The organism is Paraburkholderia sp. Ac-20342 (assembly GCF_017104985.1).
Classification (GTDB): Bacteria; Pseudomonadota; Gammaproteobacteria; order Burkholderiales; family Burkholderiaceae; genus Paraburkholderia.
Genome location: NZ_JAAGPQ010000080.1, coordinates 21063 through 37258, shown reverse-complemented (window position 1 = coordinate 37258; position 16196 = coordinate 21063). Strand labels below are relative to the sequence as shown.

At 56.1% G+C, this 16196-nt stretch carries 12 protein-coding genes, 1 pseudogene and 1 riboswitch; of the genes and pseudogenes, 7 read left to right on the top strand and 6 right to left on the bottom strand.

The annotated features are described in order from the left end of the window. Both G3N58_RS34295 and G3N58_RS26050 read right to left on the bottom strand, forming a co-directional pair. Window positions 1-82: pseudogene (locus tag G3N58_RS34295) on the bottom strand (IS5/IS1182 family transposase); the annotation flags it as partial. Between the two features lie 280 nt (window positions 83-362). Then, window positions 363-1100 carry a hypothetical protein gene (locus tag G3N58_RS26050; RefSeq protein ID WP_206000569.1) on the bottom strand — a complete coding sequence of 246 codons (738 nt, stop codon included), beginning with the start codon at window positions 1098-1100 and terminating at the stop codon, window positions 363-365. Window positions 1101-2467: 1367 nt separating this feature from the next. Here G3N58_RS26050 and G3N58_RS26040 point away from each other — a divergent pair. From G3N58_RS26040 to G3N58_RS26015, 6 genes are read left to right on the top strand one after another with little or no spacing between them, the layout of a single operon-like run. Further along, window positions 2468-2659, top strand: coding sequence for a CopG family transcriptional regulator (locus G3N58_RS26040; protein WP_206000568.1), 192 nt, complete (start codon window positions 2468-2470; stop codon window positions 2657-2659). A gap of 39 nt (window positions 2660-2698) precedes the next feature. Next, window positions 2699-3070 (top strand): very short patch repair endonuclease, encoded by a 372-nt coding sequence (locus G3N58_RS26035; RefSeq protein ID WP_241017237.1) that lies wholly within the window; start codon window positions 2699-2701, stop codon window positions 3068-3070. Continuing rightward, a complete protein-coding gene (locus tag G3N58_RS26030; protein WP_206000566.1) occupies window positions 3063-4256 on the top strand; it encodes a DNA cytosine methyltransferase in 1194 nt (397 codons plus the stop codon). Before G3N58_RS26035 ends, G3N58_RS26030 begins: the two co-directional genes overlap by 8 nt. Window positions 4257-4275: 19 nt before the next feature. Beyond that, a complete protein-coding gene (locus G3N58_RS26025) occupies window positions 4276-6618 on the top strand; it encodes an ATP-binding protein (protein WP_241017236.1) in 2343 nt (780 codons plus the stop codon). 1 nt (window position 6619) lies between these two features. Then, window positions 6620-8296 carry a DEAD/DEAH box helicase family protein gene (locus tag G3N58_RS26020; RefSeq protein ID WP_206000565.1) on the top strand — a complete coding sequence of 559 codons (1677 nt, stop codon included), beginning with the start codon at window positions 6620-6622 and terminating at the stop codon, window positions 8294-8296. Continuing rightward, window positions 8293-8829, top strand: a complete 537-nt coding sequence (locus G3N58_RS26015; protein ID WP_206000564.1) for a hypothetical protein — start codon at window positions 8293-8295, stop codon at window positions 8827-8829. Before G3N58_RS26020 ends, G3N58_RS26015 begins: the two co-directional genes overlap by 4 nt. A gap of 169 nt (window positions 8830-8998) precedes the next feature. Here G3N58_RS26015 and G3N58_RS26010 read toward each other — a convergent pair whose 3' ends face one another. The 4 genes from G3N58_RS26010 to G3N58_RS25995 all read right to left on the bottom strand — a co-directional run bounded on the left by G3N58_RS26010 (window position 8999) and on the right by G3N58_RS25995 (window position 14502). Continuing rightward, window positions 8999-11131 (bottom strand): Z1 domain-containing protein, encoded by a 2133-nt coding sequence (locus tag G3N58_RS26010; RefSeq protein WP_206000563.1) that lies wholly within the window; start codon window positions 11129-11131, stop codon window positions 8999-9001. Window positions 11132-11901: 770 nt separating this feature from the next. After that, window positions 11902-13305 (bottom strand): hypothetical protein, encoded by a 1404-nt coding sequence (locus tag G3N58_RS26005; RefSeq protein ID WP_206000562.1) that lies wholly within the window; start codon window positions 13303-13305, stop codon window positions 11902-11904. Beyond that, on the bottom strand, window positions 13302-13694 hold the full coding sequence (locus tag G3N58_RS26000; protein ID WP_167047231.1) for a hypothetical protein: 393 nt from the start codon (window positions 13692-13694) through the stop codon (window positions 13302-13304). Before G3N58_RS26000 ends, G3N58_RS26005 begins: the two co-directional genes overlap by 4 nt. A 1-nt stretch (window position 13695) precedes the next feature. Then, complete coding sequence (locus G3N58_RS25995; RefSeq protein WP_167285273.1) at window positions 13696-14502, bottom strand: hypothetical protein; 807 nt, start codon at window positions 14500-14502, stop codon at window positions 13696-13698. 193 nt (window positions 14503-14695) lie between these two features. Further along, window positions 14696-14871: riboswitch (yybP-ykoY riboswitch) on the top strand. Between the two features lie 124 nt (window positions 14872-14995). On the opposite strand from G3N58_RS25995, the gene G3N58_RS25990 reads away from it, so the two are divergent. Beyond that, complete coding sequence (locus G3N58_RS25990; protein ID WP_167285274.1) at window positions 14996-16006, top strand: sodium:calcium antiporter; 1011 nt, start codon at window positions 14996-14998, stop codon at window positions 16004-16006. The last annotated feature ends 190 nt before the right edge of the window (window positions 16007-16196 follow it).

Genomic DNA, 16196 nt, shown 5'->3' with positions numbered 1-16196 from the left:
TGTTCATCAAAGTCAGATATGGAGCCGCGAAGCTCCATTCCTCGTCCGACACATCCGTCGGATAGGGTTTGCGTTTTGCCATCCAGCCAGGATATCAGGTCTGGCAAGAAGTGCCTAACACGCTCTAAGCACAGCCAATGTGGCCGAGCGTCCCGAGCGAGCCATCCATACGCTTGAGATAGCTCCGCACGAACGCAATCACCGCGCACGCTTACTACGCTGTCTTTCGAGCGAAAGCGGTTGTGAGATGCCGCGCCTGTCTACACCTAGTGGTCAGCCGAGCCGGCGACGTAAGCACCCTTAAACTGTCGTGCCGTACGAGCGCAGACTGTGAACTGAGGTGTACCCACGGCTCGACATCTTTACATGGGCGTCGTCGGGTGTTTGTCTCCCGTTTTCGCAGATTTTTCGTTGAGCGCTCTGACCTGATCCTCAAGCGCGGAAATACGGCTATCGCTGCTTCGCGATGATTTCCACACGTCAATGCTGACGGGTACGAAGATCGCTGCCATGCCAATAATTACGCCCACGACTGTTATCACCAACGCCCACGCCGCGATGTTCAATGCCCACCGAGGGAAACTGAGAACCTGATTGGATACCTCGCTTATGAGAGAATCCATGTTCAGGAACGTCTTCGAGAATTTCTTCGACTTTTGGGCAATCTGCTCGACATATGTTTCACGGTCGACCACCTGCATGTCGCCGTTGCTGCCTTCATGTTCGTGGAACAGGACGCGAAAAAACTGCTGGCCTTTTTCGATGTGGAAATCCTCGACCCCCAAATTTACGAGCGCGGTAGCAACGGGACCGTGCCACCCCGGATCTATAACGCCGACGTTGAGTGCTAGAACTCCCCCATGCGTCCAGGTAGTCTTGAGAGTTGCAAGTCCGGTAACATCTAGCGGCAAGTGGAACTCCTCGCGCGAAACCACCCAGACGATACCCCGTGGTACAAGCTTGAAGGTGCGCTCGTCTAGGACCTTGCCCCGGTCAATGATGTCACCAACGGTCGCATCGTATGTAGTCAGTCGTTGGCCTGCAGTCCGAGCGTTTTTGACAATGCGCTTATTAGCTATTTCTTGTTTTGTAAGTAGCACTTCAATCCTCTTGTGGAGAGATTAACATCGTTACCTTTTCGAATCTGACAGAAGCGGATCGATATTACCTCTCGCTCGCACTAGCCGAGAGGGCATCGACTGACGATCCGAAGGCCAAGGTTGTTCCGCAGTCCGCAGTGGGTGCGGTCATAGCAGACAAACAGGGGGAGATAGCTCGATCGGCCAATGTTTTACCACCTCACATCCGTGAAAGCTATAGGTCGGCGGGGCGTGAAGTCTCTGAAGCTGATCGCTATCATTTGATCGAACATGCTGAGCGCGCCGCTTTGTTCAAGGCGTTATCGCATCGCAAAGATCTTTCGCAGGCAACAATCTATTGCACCCGCTTCCCCTGTAGCGACTGCGCAAGAGCCATAGTATGGTCCGGGGTAAAACGAGCAGTATTCTTGGGCGGATTTGCTGGGGAAAAGCGATGGTTACCCTCTCAGCGCGCTGCGCTGCGTATTTTGCGGGAGGGAAAGGTAATCGTGCGATATCTTGGGCTGAACGACGACTCCCCTAAGCAAGAAAACGGCGATCCTGGCGCGCTCAATGGAGATTTCGACTGTTAAGTTGGCTGCATCAACATCCGACGTACATTAATCAATGAGCTCGGTAATTGTCTATCCGGCACTCGCGATGGCGTCACGTACTGACTACCTTTACACGAACATCGCTCGATTAGGAGTCGAATGACGGGGTGGGGGGTGAACACAGCCCAACATGCGCGAGACGAAGTCCCGTCACGACACTTGTGCAAAAGAATGGCCGGCGACCGGTGGCTCAGGGGCTCACGCGTGGTGGTATTTCTGGTGGTATCGATACCGACAAAATTCCTCAAACTCGCTCCAGCCAAGCGATAGCAGGAATTTTTCCGTTCCGGCCCGGCACCCGGATCCGGATTTACAAAAGAAATCTTCGGGCTGTATCGAGACTCACAACCGGCGACCTTTGTCTGGATTGGCCCCTAATTCACCATCTGGCCGTGGATTGGGAGTCGCGTTGTCGTTGCTCTGCGGCAAGCGGCTTGTCAATAGCCGCGCACCTAAAACGCGTCGGCGCACACGGATGGTTGGCCCGGTGCGTGGGATGAAAGCTACCGATATTTGGTGGAGCAGACTCATCAAAAATCCGCACGTGGTGTAGTGACCGGACATATCGCGTAGCGCGTTGCTTGGGACTGACGGAACCCGATCGTCCGCAGTTGGAGGCGGCCAACGCGTCTAGCGGCCATCGATGGTAGTCCTCGTGTGACCGGGTGAACCTAGTCAGCTTTTTCCGATCCTGCGGCGGGCAAAGCACGGCTCGCCTAGATGTATTGATGCACCAAGCTGGTGTAATATGGTGCAAACTTATGGGAGGTCGTCATGAGACAGCAGCTGTCTGAAAAGACGGAGGTGCAGGCGAAAACGCGCATGTCGGTCAGTTTGCCCTCGTCACTGCATGCCGAACTGGAGCAAATCGCTCGTGACAAGAAGGTATCCCTTGCTTGGGTGATGCGCCAGGCGGCAGAGAAGTACGTGGCCGATCAATGGCCGTTGTTGTCTAAGAGCGTATGAGTCGTGGACAACGTCAGTCCCGCTCGTCGTTCGGAAATTATGGGACGAGTGCGGTCACGGGATACGAAGCCGGAAATGGTGGTTCGGCGGCTGGTACATGCTATGGGATACCGGTACCGCCTTCATGCGCGAGACCTCCCCGGCAGACCGGATCTAGTCTTTCGGCCGCGGCGCAAAGCGATCTTCGTTCATGGCTGTTTCTGGCATCGCCATCCAAACTGTGCGCTGGCACGCCTGCCTAAATCTAGAGGCGATTTTTGGTTACCAAAGCTTGAGGCAAACCGACAGCGCGATTTAAAGAACGAGTGCGCGCTTCAGGATGCAGGATGGAAAGTATTGACGGTTTGGGAATGCGAGCTTTGCGATGTCGCGGAGCTTAAAAACAAAATAAAGGAATTTCTCGATGCGTAGCGTTGAGCTTTTCGCGGGGGCAGGCGGGCTCGCAATCGGCATGGCGAACGCAGGCTTTCAGCATGCGGCCGTGGTTGAGTGGGATCACGACGCGTGCGAAACCTTCCGGGAGAACCAGCGGCATCATGCGCACGCGGTCGAAGGTTGGCCCGTCCATGAGGTCGATGCGCGCGGTTTCGATTTCGGACCATTGACGCGCGATATCGCGGTCGTCTCTGGAGGCCCACCGTGCCAGCCATTCTCCATGGGCGGCAAGCATCAGGCACAACGCGATGAACGAAACATGTTCCCGGAGGCCGTCCGCGCCGTTCGGGAGCTGATGCCGAAAGCTTTCATCTTCGAGAATGTCAAAGGGTTGACCCGGGAAAGCTTCGCGTCCTACTTTTCCTACATTCATCTTCAACTGCAGCACCCAGAACTATCCCGACGCAAGGGTGAGAACTGGCTGCAGCATCGGGTTCGCTTGGAGCAACATCATTCGGCGAACAAGGGCGCGGCGACGTACAACGTCCTGTTCGACGTGTTGAACGCGGCCGACTATGGCGTGCCCCAAAAGCGCGAACGTGTCTTCTTCGTCGGATTTCGTTCTGATCTAGGTGCTCGCTGGTCCTTTCCCAACAAGACGCACTCTGAAGACGCGTTGCTCATCTCCAAATGGATCGACAGGACCTATTGGGACGAGCACGAAATCAGCGGGAAGCGAAGAGCCGAACCTCGTCGGCATGCAAAGCGGGTGGAGCGCCTACGCTCCAGCCCATCTCTCCTGGAGGTCGATCGGTGGCGCACGACGCGGGACGCGTTGCGCAATCTTCCGGACCCCGAGATCCATCGTGACAACGCGATCGCCAATCACGTGTTCACGCCAGGCGCTAGGACGTACGTGGGGCACACGGGAAGTCTTCTCGACGAACCGGCCAAAACGCTGAAGGCTGGCTATCACGGTGTGCCCGGTGGGGAGAACATGTTCGTCAAGGACGACGGTTCCGTCCGCTATTTCACAGTCCGAGAAGCCGCGCGGCTGCAAACCTTTCCAGACGAATACGAATTTCATGGTGCGTGGAGTCAGACGATGCGCCAGTTGGGTAACGCCGTACCAGTGAAGTTGGCCGAGGTGGTGGCAAGCTCCGTGGCGGCCAGTTTGGCGGCATGCGCCAAGACCGACAAAAACGCGCGACGTACCGCTTGAGCAGGAGAAAAGGACCGCCATGACCACCTCCGATTTTGACCTGACGCCCGATCCTCGTGTCCTACAGATTCTTGGCGAAATTAACCTCGATCAGTGGAAATGCCTTGCCGAGTTGATTGACAATAGCGTTGATGCTTTTATCAATGCGCGACGTGATGGTGCGCAAGTGGATTCGCCATCGGTGGTGATCAGTCTTCCGACGCAGGACAAGGAAGACGCCAGCGTGACCATTCGCGACAACGGGCCAGGGATGACGTTAGAGCAGTTGGAGCGGGCCGTTCGCGCCGGATGGAGTGGCAACAATCCGCTCGACAACCTTGGCTTGTTCGGTATGGGCTTCAACATCGCCACAGCGCGCTTGGGCATGGTTACAGAGGTTTACACAACCCGTGCCGGCGACAAGGAGTGGACGGGGCTGCGCATCGATCTCAATGAATTGCGCCGAACCCGCACCTATCAGACCCCTCGTTTAACGAGACCCAAGCACGATCCATCCGCGCACGGAACTGAGATTAAGATTCTCCGCCTCAAGGCGGACCAAAGAGTCTATTTCTCCAAGAGCGCCAATCACAACAAAATTCGTAGGCAGCTGGCCCGTGTTTACGCCCCCTTGTTGCTGTCAAAGGATTCAGCGTTCTCGCTTCAAATCAACACTCAGAATATTCAGGCCAAACGCCCCTGTCACTGGGACCCCGATCGGTCCGTCCTCGGCGGAGATGGCAACCCCGTGCACGCCGTGGAGACATTTGATGTCGAGTTGCCCGCGCGACACTATTGCCTCACCTGCATGCTGTCCTTTTCGGGAACTCAGGGGTGCCCTACTGGTGTGCCTGAATGCAAAACGATAGAGATCAAGCGTAGGCTGCACGGCTGGGTTGGCCTACAGCGATACATGCACGAGGAAGACTTTGGCCTTGACATCATCCGCAATGGGCGCGTCATCGAAGTTCAAAACAAGGACCTCTTCATTTGGAGTGGAGGCGAAAGGCCGGAGCGTGAATACCCAATCGATGACCAGCGCAACCGCGGACGTTTCATCGGCGAAATCCACCTCGATCATTGCCGTGTAAGTTACACGAAGGACCGTTTCGAGCGCGATGACACGTCGTGGGCGGAGATGGTGAGCCTTGTCAGAGGCGACGGTCCATTGCAACCACAAAAGGCAAAGGCTTTGGGGTTCGAGCCGCAAAATGCGCCGCTGTATCGCCTATTCCAGGCTTTTCGCCGCAGTAGTCCGCAAGGCAAGACGGGGCGCTGGTCCCGTATCCTCGCGGTCAAAAACAACGAGCGGGCCATTGAAATGGCCGATCTTTTCCATAAGGGCGATGCCGACTATCAGACGGACGAGAAGTGGTACGAGCTCGTCGAGGAGGAGGACCGAGGCGTCGTAGGTGCGACACCGACGGCCTCAGGGCCTGGCTCTGCTTCGCCTGCGGTTCCGGACGGCTTTCTAGACGAGGGGGATGTTTCTGGAACCACCGCCGCAGGCAATATACCGCCGGCACCGATCGATCCGGCTCCCGCGCCTGCCGCCGCGCCGACTCGACAAAAGCTGCATGACCTGTCGCGTGTCTACAAGCATCCTTTGCTGAAGGTTGAATTCACCGTCGAGGCGTTCATGGTCGGGGCGAATGATCCCGATCTTCCGGCCAAGGCGCCGTGGACGTTGAAGATCGAAGATCCTGGCACGCGGACCTTTCTTTTTCTCTTCGATTCCGACCATCCCGTTTTTCGATCGGTCACGATGACGCCGATGGACGCAGTTCTGTCCGAATTGGCCTTCAAAACTTACGAGTTCCTGAAGGAGGCGAGCCCAAATTCGGCTGTTTTCGCCGCCATCCTTTCCGATCTGCGTGGTCAATACGCCGAAGACTCGAACCTTGACCCGAAGAGCATCATTGCTTTCGCCGATAAGGCGCTCCGGGAGATTGCCCAATCCATAGGTGTAGCTGGTGACGGGACGTTGTTCAACACCTTGTTCGAGGAACTACCGCAACCTACCCAGGAGCGGATCCGGCGAAAGATAGCCTCTACTGGGATGAATGGAACACAGGTCGTCATTGACTCCGGTGAGTTTCTCTCCTATGCGGAAGCTTCCGACATCCGTGAGTTCGTGCGACACCGCCCCGAGCTGTTTTTCGATGGAAAGTTCTGGGCACAACCCTATGCCACCCTGGAGTTCGGTGATGCGAAGATCGACGAGGAGGCGCGCGAGCGTGTGATGGAGCGCTACGACGCTTACCTGGCGGATGCGGTATGGCTATCCTCTCAGAGCCCCCGCGACCTTGATCGCTGCGACCGCGACGAGTTGATTCGCGCAACGCTTTCTGTGCGACTCCTCGGTCAAGACGGAAGCATGTGAGATGGAGGGTTATTTCCTAGATTCCAGGCGCTTGTTGAACGGTTCATGGCGCGCCTTCGAGCGCGACGTGGCGCGTCTACTGGTGCAAAATGCGTTCGAGGACGTGCGCATCGTTGGCGGCCCAGGGGATCGGGGAGCGGACGTCCTCGGTGTGAAGAACGGAAAACTTTGGGTTGTCCAGTGCAAGTTCACTAGTGACAGTTATCCAGATCCGCATGCGGTTGACGAAGTGGTGGAGGCGTCACGCTTCTACGCGGCGGATCGATTGGCCATTGCCACGTCGCGCGCTTTCGGTCCAGCACTCAACGCCGCGATCGATCGGTGGTCGGGACTCGGCATTCGGATTGAATCCCTGCCGCCTGCAACTTTAGTTGAGATGATGCGGCGAAGCCCCGAATACTCCAGGGCGCGTCGCGATCTCCGAGACTATCAGGATGATTGCGTTCAGCGGCTGGGCGCCGCGCTACGGGAAACGGGGCGTGGCCAATTGGTGCTTGCCACTGGATTGGGGAAGACCGTCGTGATGGCCGAGACTACGGCCCAGTTGCTCAGGGACGGAGTTATCGACTCAGGGCGAGTGCTGGTGCTCGCAGACAAGCGCGAACTGGTTGAGCAACTGCAAAGGGAATTTTGGCAGCAGTTGCCTAAGTACATCCCCACCCATTTGTTCGTTGGTGGTGAGCAACCCACATTTTGGGATGGCATTACGTTCGCGACGGTTCAGAGTGTCTTGCCGAGGTTGGGCGACCTTCCCCAGTTCGGCCTCGTCTGGATCGATGAAGCGCATCACATCGGATCGGAGAGTTTTCGCCGTGTGATCGACGATCTTGCCGCGCCTATGGTCGGCGGTGCTACAGCGACGCCGTGGCGGGGCGATCGCTTCGACATTGACACGATATTGGGGCAGCCGGTTGCCAAGATCGGCATCGACGAGGGACTACGACGGGGCTTCCTCTGTGAGGCGGACTATCGGCTCTTGGCAGACAACATCGATTGGGAGTTTGTCAGGAAGCAATCGCGTCACGAATATTCGATCAAGGAACTCAACACGCGCTTGCTCATCCCCACGCGCGACGAGGAAGCCGCACGTGTTATCGCGGACACATTCAAAAACGAGTCGCGCCGCAGTGTGATCGTGTTTTGTGCTGGTGTGGAGCATGCGAAAACCTTCTCCGCAATGCTGAAGCTCTATGGCTTCGGGTCTGCATACATCACTGGCGAAATGGACCCTCGTGAAAGGGAAAAAACCATGGCCGGGCTTCGCCGCGGGACGATCAACGCAGTTACAACGGTGGACATTTTCAACGAAGGTGTAGATGTGCCCGACGTTGACATGCTCGCATTCATGCGAGTGACGCACAGCCGTCGGATCTTCGTGCAACAGCTTGGACGGGGCCTTCGTCTGGCCCCGAACAAGGATAAAGTCGTCATTCTCGATTTCGTCAGTGATCTTCGCCGGATTTCCGAGGTGATCGATCTGCAAAAATCGATATCCGGCGATGTCGAACGATTGGACTTGGTAGAGCGCGTAGTTCAGTTCTCGGACCAGGGAGCAGGTCACTTTATGTTTGAATGGCTCCTCGACCAGGCTGATTTATTCAATCGCGAGGGAGATGCCAAATTGGAGCTACCAGAGTTCAACTTTCCTCTGCCGCCTTCTCCAGGAGCAGTGCAATGACTACGGCAGTGCCCAAAGAAATTCGAGATCGAATCCGACAAAAGATCTGGGACAAAGCAGATGAGCTTGATTGGTCGAAGCTGTCAGATCTTGATCGAACCACGTGGTACGAAAACTGGTCCAAAGAGAAGGATGTCGGTGGCGCGCTTGCGCACTTCATGGATGCGCGCAAGGTCCGTGTATACATCAAGGACTCTCTGCTTAAACCATATCTACGCGGCCGACACGAAGACGGGGCGGAAAAGGTACTGCTCGCAGTGGGGCTAGGTCATGCTGCGCCAGCAGTCAAGAAGACCTACGATAAGCCTCACGGTCGCTTATTAATCGACGGCAAAGTTGTTTGCTGGGGCAGTAGCAGAGACTGGAAAGCGATCGTGATCTCCGTTTTTGAGCGGGCGTATCGCTTGGAGCGGGGAGTGCCATATGCTGCTGTTCTGATTGAGAGTGGGAAGACCACCAATCCCGGAGTACGGGAAATGATCTCTACCGCTGGTACAAAACTAGGCCTTCTGCATACGGAATGGATTGACTAGCTTTAGTGCTTCGCGGAGTAATCCACTTGTGCAGCTCCCCGTGTTGAAGTAGAGACGAAGCGTCGGAGCACGAGCCACTTGTCAGCCGCACTAAGTGGCCCGCGCTTCATATCGTCGCCGCGCGACTGCAGGCAGTGTTATTCGTGAAGAACAGGCTGTTCACTCGATTTTATGCGGCGACTTTGGTGGCGAAGACACACGAACTCGCCTGCGGGGGGCTAGCCAACATTGGCCACCAGAATGGGCCGGCCTTCCAGCCTAGCTCGTCACCGCCATCCTGCTTCAGGAGAACAATCGCAGGTGCTTGGCGGGTGGGCTCGCGGACTAGGGCACGCAATTCGGCCGTACCCAAAATGGATATACCGGATCTATCTCCCGATGCATCTTTGGACAGACGTCGCCCTTGCTCCGCGAGAATGAGCACCCGTCCATTGGACTTGTCGGCGTAGTAGCTGAGAAGTCCTTTCATTGCCTCCCAGTCAAATCCAGGCTGTCCATTAGCGACTAGCGTCTCGGAGATGTTATCTATTAATGAAATCGCTTGGGAAAGCTCGATTTCGGCGAACATCTTTGTGTCAAGACAATCCGCTGGAATAAGCTTATCTATCTTGTCAATCGCTCGCTTCAATTTTCCAGCCGCTATCGTGTCGAATCCCGTCGGAAGCAGAACATCATTCGGCTTGACCGCTACCACATCGCTTAATGAGATTTTGCTAGGTGCGCACGGAATAATGCCTCCCCTCGCATCACTTTGTATAAATACGACCCCGCCGTCGTTGGCTCCACTTTCAAAGGCTTCCCGAAGGGCGATCTCCAGGCTATGAATTTGCACCAGTCGGGAATAAACATCGCGCGATGTGTAAAACCTAGTGACCGCGAGGTCCGCCTTTGGTCGGGCGCCATACATTCTGGAATGTTGGAGGACTGTATCCGCCTGCATTCTTTTTGGATTTCTACCATAATAGAACGCTAGGAGACTGGGGACGGTTATTCCTCGATCTAATATGCTGCCGCCAATAAAAAGATTGGCCTTGGTTCTCAGCTTAAGTTCAGCGGTCTCCGGATCAAGGAGGGGTTCGAGCTGGACATCAGAATTGACTCGTTGGACGTTAAGTTCCCCGTCGCCGATAAGTTCGCATACGTCTTTAAAGGCTTCGTCCGCTGACGGCAAGTGACCGCGGTCCGCTGTCACTGATCTGCTCAGATCACCATATGCCTCATCAAAAACAGTGCGCAGACGCCGGTCGCCCATCTCGACGGCTGATTCGAACGCAATCAGCAGTCTTTGTACGGTTTCCCATTGCCATGTATGAGCGGCGCGTTGCGTGTCGTTGTGAATGATCATCGCGTACTTTTGCTGGGGCAGTTCCAGCGCGCGCTGCTGGCGACGTCTGATCGCTACAGACAGTAGGAAGCTAATCAGGCTCCGGCGAAGGACTCTGATGTTTTCACTCGTCCAAAGGCGGTCCTCTCTGATCGCTCGTCCGTCGTTTGACCGAAGCGCGTCGTGTTCCCGGTCATCGACCTCTACATAGAGGTAGTGACGGGGATCATTCGCGCCATGGCCCCCGAAATAAGCGTCTCCCCCGACGTACGCGTCATGTATGGGAAGTAATTCCGTAAAGCTCGGCTTCTTCGGATAAAAAACTTCTTTGGCTTGGGTTGAACCTTCGTAATTTTCTGGCTGCAAATATAAAGCGTAGGGTGTTGCGGTTACTTGAAGGAAAGAAATTCTAGAAAGACTTCCCCTTAGTTCATCCATCTGATTGGCAATAGCACCCTGATCAAAGTCGTTTTCGCCTTTTTTCTTGGAGAACCTGACGCTTGCCATGTCCGCTTCATCGTCTACAAGTAGGACGCGACGATCTTTTAATGACGGATGTTCTTCGTCAAAAAGCTTTTGTATCCTTGAAAGGTTTTGCACCTGTTTTTTTGCAACTATGATAATTTTTCTGCGCAATTCAGATTTTGTAAGCGGAATCGGTGCCGACATGATATCGAAAAGAATGATCTCATCATTATCGATAAATGTCCGGAAATCACGTCCGATGCGCTTGACGGTTTGGCTGGCGAGCGTTCTCGTGCCTTTTGTTAGAATTACCGCGATATCGTAGTCACGATCAAATGCTCGGGCCACGACTCCGAGAAACGCACGCGTTTTACCAGACTGAATTTTCCCTAGCAGCATTCCTGGCTTCGCAGGATCGTCTGCATTGTCGAGCTGGTCTACGACATTCTCAATGCAGTTCTGTAATTGTTCGTCATCGTCGCGCAGCGCCCGCAGTCGGGAATAAAAGCCCATTTTTCACGCCCCCGTATGTGTATGTATATCCATATTTGTACCACGAAATAGTCGCTAGTGACCTTGATCTTCGCGGTGGAGAGCAAGCACCCCACCGATCGGCGTAGTAATTTTTAATCTCGTGCGGTGGGAAAATCTTGGCCGGCCAACTGGTTGCATCGCCACGTCGGTATTTGTCAGGTGTACCCCCGGCGGGGCACGCTTAACCAGGTTGCCTTGGGGCATGGCTGGTTGGAATACGAGGTCGATCAGTGCGGGTAAGAGAATGCCGTCTCAGGTGCGGCCGTCACATACGCTAGTTCTTCGGTTTACGCGGCTCTGTTAAACTTCGGATCGATACTGGCAATGAGCCGCGCGCTCGTTTTGGATCACCTGTTGGCCAACCCGCTCGATCGCTAGCACAATCTCGTAGCTCTAAAGAAGCGGTTACCATATATTTGGCCGAGTGATGCTGGATACCGGCCCAATGGCAAACGGTGAGGACTTTCGCTGTCGGCGAAGCAAAAATGGTCCTGAGTTCGATCGCATTTTCTAATGAGCTCGCGCGAAGCCCTTCCCCGGGGGGCATATTCGAAACCGCTGGCGAGCGTTATGCCCGTTCCACGACCTTCAGCAGGATTGTTCGATCCTCCTCCTCGTCCTGTAATAATTTGTTGCAAAAAACCACAGCGATAAGATCGTTACCCTCTCAGTCGTACCCGTAAGAAAGTGGCCCCCCTTAATGCCTTATCTAACGGGCCTCTCGCCGTTTTTTTCGATCCCAGCCGGGTTCAAAACCCCTCAAACAACCGATCAGAAAAAACCAACCCCGCATCCGCAGTCAGCGCCTCGAAGCACGTATCCTCGACAAACGGCAAGCCGGCCGAACGGCGCCCATTCACAAGAAGCCGGATCATGCTCGAAAACGCAATCATGTTCTCGGCGCTTTCGCGGCTTATCGGCTTCTCTCCCGGCGTAAACGACTGAAACACCTCGCCATTCGCTTTAAAGTAGATGGGGATACCCGGCAATTCCCCGGATATCAAAGAGGTTGCGTACCTTCGCCCGGAAAAATAAGCCTCGGGGTCGGCCAGAATCGAATGACAGAACGGAAGAAAACTATCCAATAGCTGTGTCTCCACAACGTTGAACAGGTGATCCGTAGCAACGGTAATATTGGTTAAGCTTCTCTCCAGTCGCTGACTCGCCCTCTGATGGAATCCGTCCAGCACGCTGTTGAGATCGTGGAAGCCCCACTCCGCCAAAAAAGACGCGGCATGTTGATGTGCCTCGGCGACGTCGATGGTCCCGCTTCCATTGCGCAAGACGTGTTCGATTAACGCAAAATACAATGCGCCCGCCGAAACTTCGACTTCCTTTCCCTCTACTGTTCTAGCGTTTCCCTGCAGCGCAACCCAAAGAAGATAGTTCATCACGGAGCCGGCTCCATGGCGGCCGGCGAATTTTCCCGTCAGCAGCAAATCCTCGGCGACACCATTGATCAGCCACGTGTAGGTTCTCGCGTTCGGGCCGCCATGTATCAGTTTCCAGAGAATTTCATATGCTTCGCCCCCAAACAGGTCGTACACGACTTCGAGCTGAACGAGGACGGCACTCGCCTCGAGCAAATGCTTCACGCCGACCCACGAATACACTCCGCTACCGACTACGCCGGCCTTATCCAGCAAAGAATCCAGTTCCGTATACTTCGACACGAATTCCAGCACGTCCTGATCTATTCCGTTCATGGACGGCGCATGCATGGACAAGGGCAGCGGAATAGGTTGCGATGCATTCCTGCTTTGCCAGTCTTTTAGCTTTCGTTGCAGTTTCGGCACATTCTTGTAATGCACGAAGTACTGCCGCAAGATGCGCTGGCCTACGATCGTCGACATCAGATCGTGCGAGTGTCTAGCCTCATGAAAAAAGCATGACAGATAAGCGAGAAAGATCCCCACCGTTCTGTCGCTGGGGTCGATCTTTTTGAAGTGCTCGAAATAGTCGCGAGCCGCTTCATTGAATCGGGATTCCGATCGCAGCGTCTCGCCTGGGCCGTGCAAACCCAACAGCCGCTGGACAGCTTGGGAAACGGCCGCCGGGGTTGACTCGAGTCCAAGTCGATCGAAGTCGATGTAGATGGCCAGGCTGTCGGTCAGAGCCTTGGCGAAGCCATCACTGCCATACAGGGCGTTCAACGATCGGCCTTTTCCGCGAGGATCTTGCGAAGCTGTTCGGTGGACTCGGGATCGTCCGTATTCAGCTCGAAAATCGTGCCGTCGGAAAATCGGATTGGAACGACCTTCGACTCCTTTGAGCGCCCCATATATCGCTTGCAAACAAGCTCGATGATCAATTTTGCGGCGATGCCTTGCGCGGCGGCACCCACCACCTTCAGGAGTATCCAGCCGATGGCCGCGCCCGATATCGGATCGAAGGAGAGTTCGTCTTTGGCGGACTCGCTGTCTGGCTCGGGCAGCCGGTAGCTTACCTGGCAGTTTTCGGAAAGCTCTCGTGCAACTTCGGCAACGTCCTGTCCCATGTCGACGGGAAGCTGTATGCCAAACTTCACGGTTTGCTGAGTCATGTTATGCGCTCCTGTTTCTTGATTTGAATTCGGACATGATGCGAAAAGCGGTTGAGCTGCTGCCCAGGCTATGCAGGCGCGCGACAGTCATCAGCACGGCGTCCAGCGGCTGAGCGGACAATTGCGACGCGGGCGGGAGTGGTTTGCCTAATCTCTCGCAGCAGAATAACAATCCCGGTACGTCCTGGACTTTTCCATAGATACGCGCGGCCTGGCCATACACGGTTTCGTGTTGCTGCTTTGGAACGATCTCGTCAATGTAGGGAAGATATCGGTCGACGTGAAACGCCGCGCCGACGTAGTCCTCGATCAGTCCGTAGTAGCTCGCCATACCCACGTGCGCGCCGAGCCGTTCCTTTCGTTGTTCATAAGCGGCGAGATTCAGAATGACCTCGAAAAAACCTCGCGCGGCATCGATGGCGGCATCGGTGGTGTCGTCGGTGGCTTCTGCGCCGAGTTTTAGCCACATGTTGCCGGCAGTGAGCAGATTGGCCAAATAGTATTTCGCGTCGTCTCGAACCCACTTTGCAGCAAGAACACCGAGCCACGCGACGCGTGCCGCAAGCATTGCCTGACCATTGACCTCCAGGTGCTCTGCATAGACGCCCAATTGCTGCGCGAGCCATGGCGTCGTCGCTTTTTCAAGCCACCTGAACTTCTTCTCGCTGATCGTCTCGGCAGACTCCGCGTACTGAATCAGCGATTGGAACCGCTCGATATCCTCAGACGTACGAGCGAGTTTCGCTGTCCCCGGTTCTTCAGGAACATAAAACTTCAGGAATGCCGGCGTCGGGGTCGTCTCGGTCACGGTGAACGTCCAGATAGGTACGGGTAAAACATAGCTGAGCGGAATGCGGCAGGCAAGCCGGATTCGACGTCTTCAGCATGGATGGTTGGCGGGCGCTCTATCAGCTCTGAGCGCAACCGCGTGTTATCGGACGATGCCGGTACGTGGTTCGCGTTTCAACAAGCTTGTTGAAAGCCGCCCGCCCCATTAGAATCCTTCGGTCACTGGGGAGTAGCCTTCCTTCATTCTTTGAAGGAGAGCGCGTCAACATACTTGGCCTGCGGGTCATGGCGCGTTCGACCGGGTCGGTTTGGCGAGACCATTGACGCACTGCCTCGTTCCGGTCGGACGGGCGGCGGTGCGTCATGGGTTCGTCATCTACGTCCGACCGCGGAGTTTGCCCTGTGAATCACCGTCGCCCATCGTCAGTCTCCCCGCGTGTTTTTGCCTTCGCTTATTGCCCGGTTGATCCGGTGAGCGGCCGCACTTTTCGCGCACAGCCGGGGAGCCACGCATGACCGGTCTGTTCCTCGAACTCGCCTGCATGCTGGTCGTCATTCTGGTGGCGGCCGAACTCTTCACCAATGCGCTGGAACATCTCGGCGAACGTCTGAAAATCTCCGAAGGCGTGACGGGTTCGCTATTCGCGGCGGTCGGCACCGCGCTGCCCGAAACGCTCGTGCCGCTGCTCGCGATTGCGGGAAGCCAGGCCGGCAGCTCGGTCAATCAGGAGATCGGCGTCGGTGCGATTCTCGGCGCACCGCTGATGCTTTCCACGCTGTCGACGTTTCTGATGACGCTCGCGATCCTGCGCATGCGCGGCGTCAAGGGCTGGATCACGCCCGAGCGCACCGGCTTCACGCGCGACCTCAACTATTTCCTCTGCGCGTTCCTGCTCGCGGCCGTGGCGATGTACGTGCCGCACGAGCAGATCATCGTGCGCGCGCTCTTCAGCGTCGCGCTGGTCGGCGTGTACGTCACCTATGTGGTGATGACGTTCCGCGCATCGGGCGGGCTCGTCGAGGCGGGACACGGCACCGAAGCGCCCGGCAGGATGATGCTCGCGCGCATCGGCGTGCCGACCAATCTCGCGACGATCGCGCTGCAACTCGCGCTCGCGGTCGCGTTGCTGGTGTGGGGCGCGGAGGGCTTCATCCACGGTGTGCGGGGCGTGTCGGCGGCGCTCGGCGTATCGCCGCTGCTGCTGTCGCTGCTGATCATTCCGATCGCCACCGAATTGCCCGAGAAGGTCAACAGCATCCTCTGGGTGCGGCGTGGCAAGGACACGCTCGCGTTGGGCAACATCACCGGCGCGATGGTGTTCCAGGGGACGCTGCTGCCCGCGATCGGCATTCTGCTGACGCCGTGGACGCCGCGTATCGAAGTGGTGACGGGCGTCGTGATTACGCTGGCCGCGGCCGCGTGGCTGCGTATCAACGTACGCGAGCGGGGCTTGCGGGTGGGCGCGCTGCTCGTGTGCGGGGTGCTGTATGCCGTGTATCTGACGGTAACGTTGACGCGCTAGGCGCGGCAAAGCGGGCTTGCCGCTGTGATATCGGCAGTATTCCGACGGACTTGAGGCCTGTGCCGGCGAATCGCCCGCCGCCCCGGTTTACCGGCGCTTCAGCCGGGGCGGAGCGACGAATATGCGGGTTATTCCATAAAGTTTTTCCTGAGTGGGCCGATACCCCAAACAAGGCGGGCGGCAAACGAAC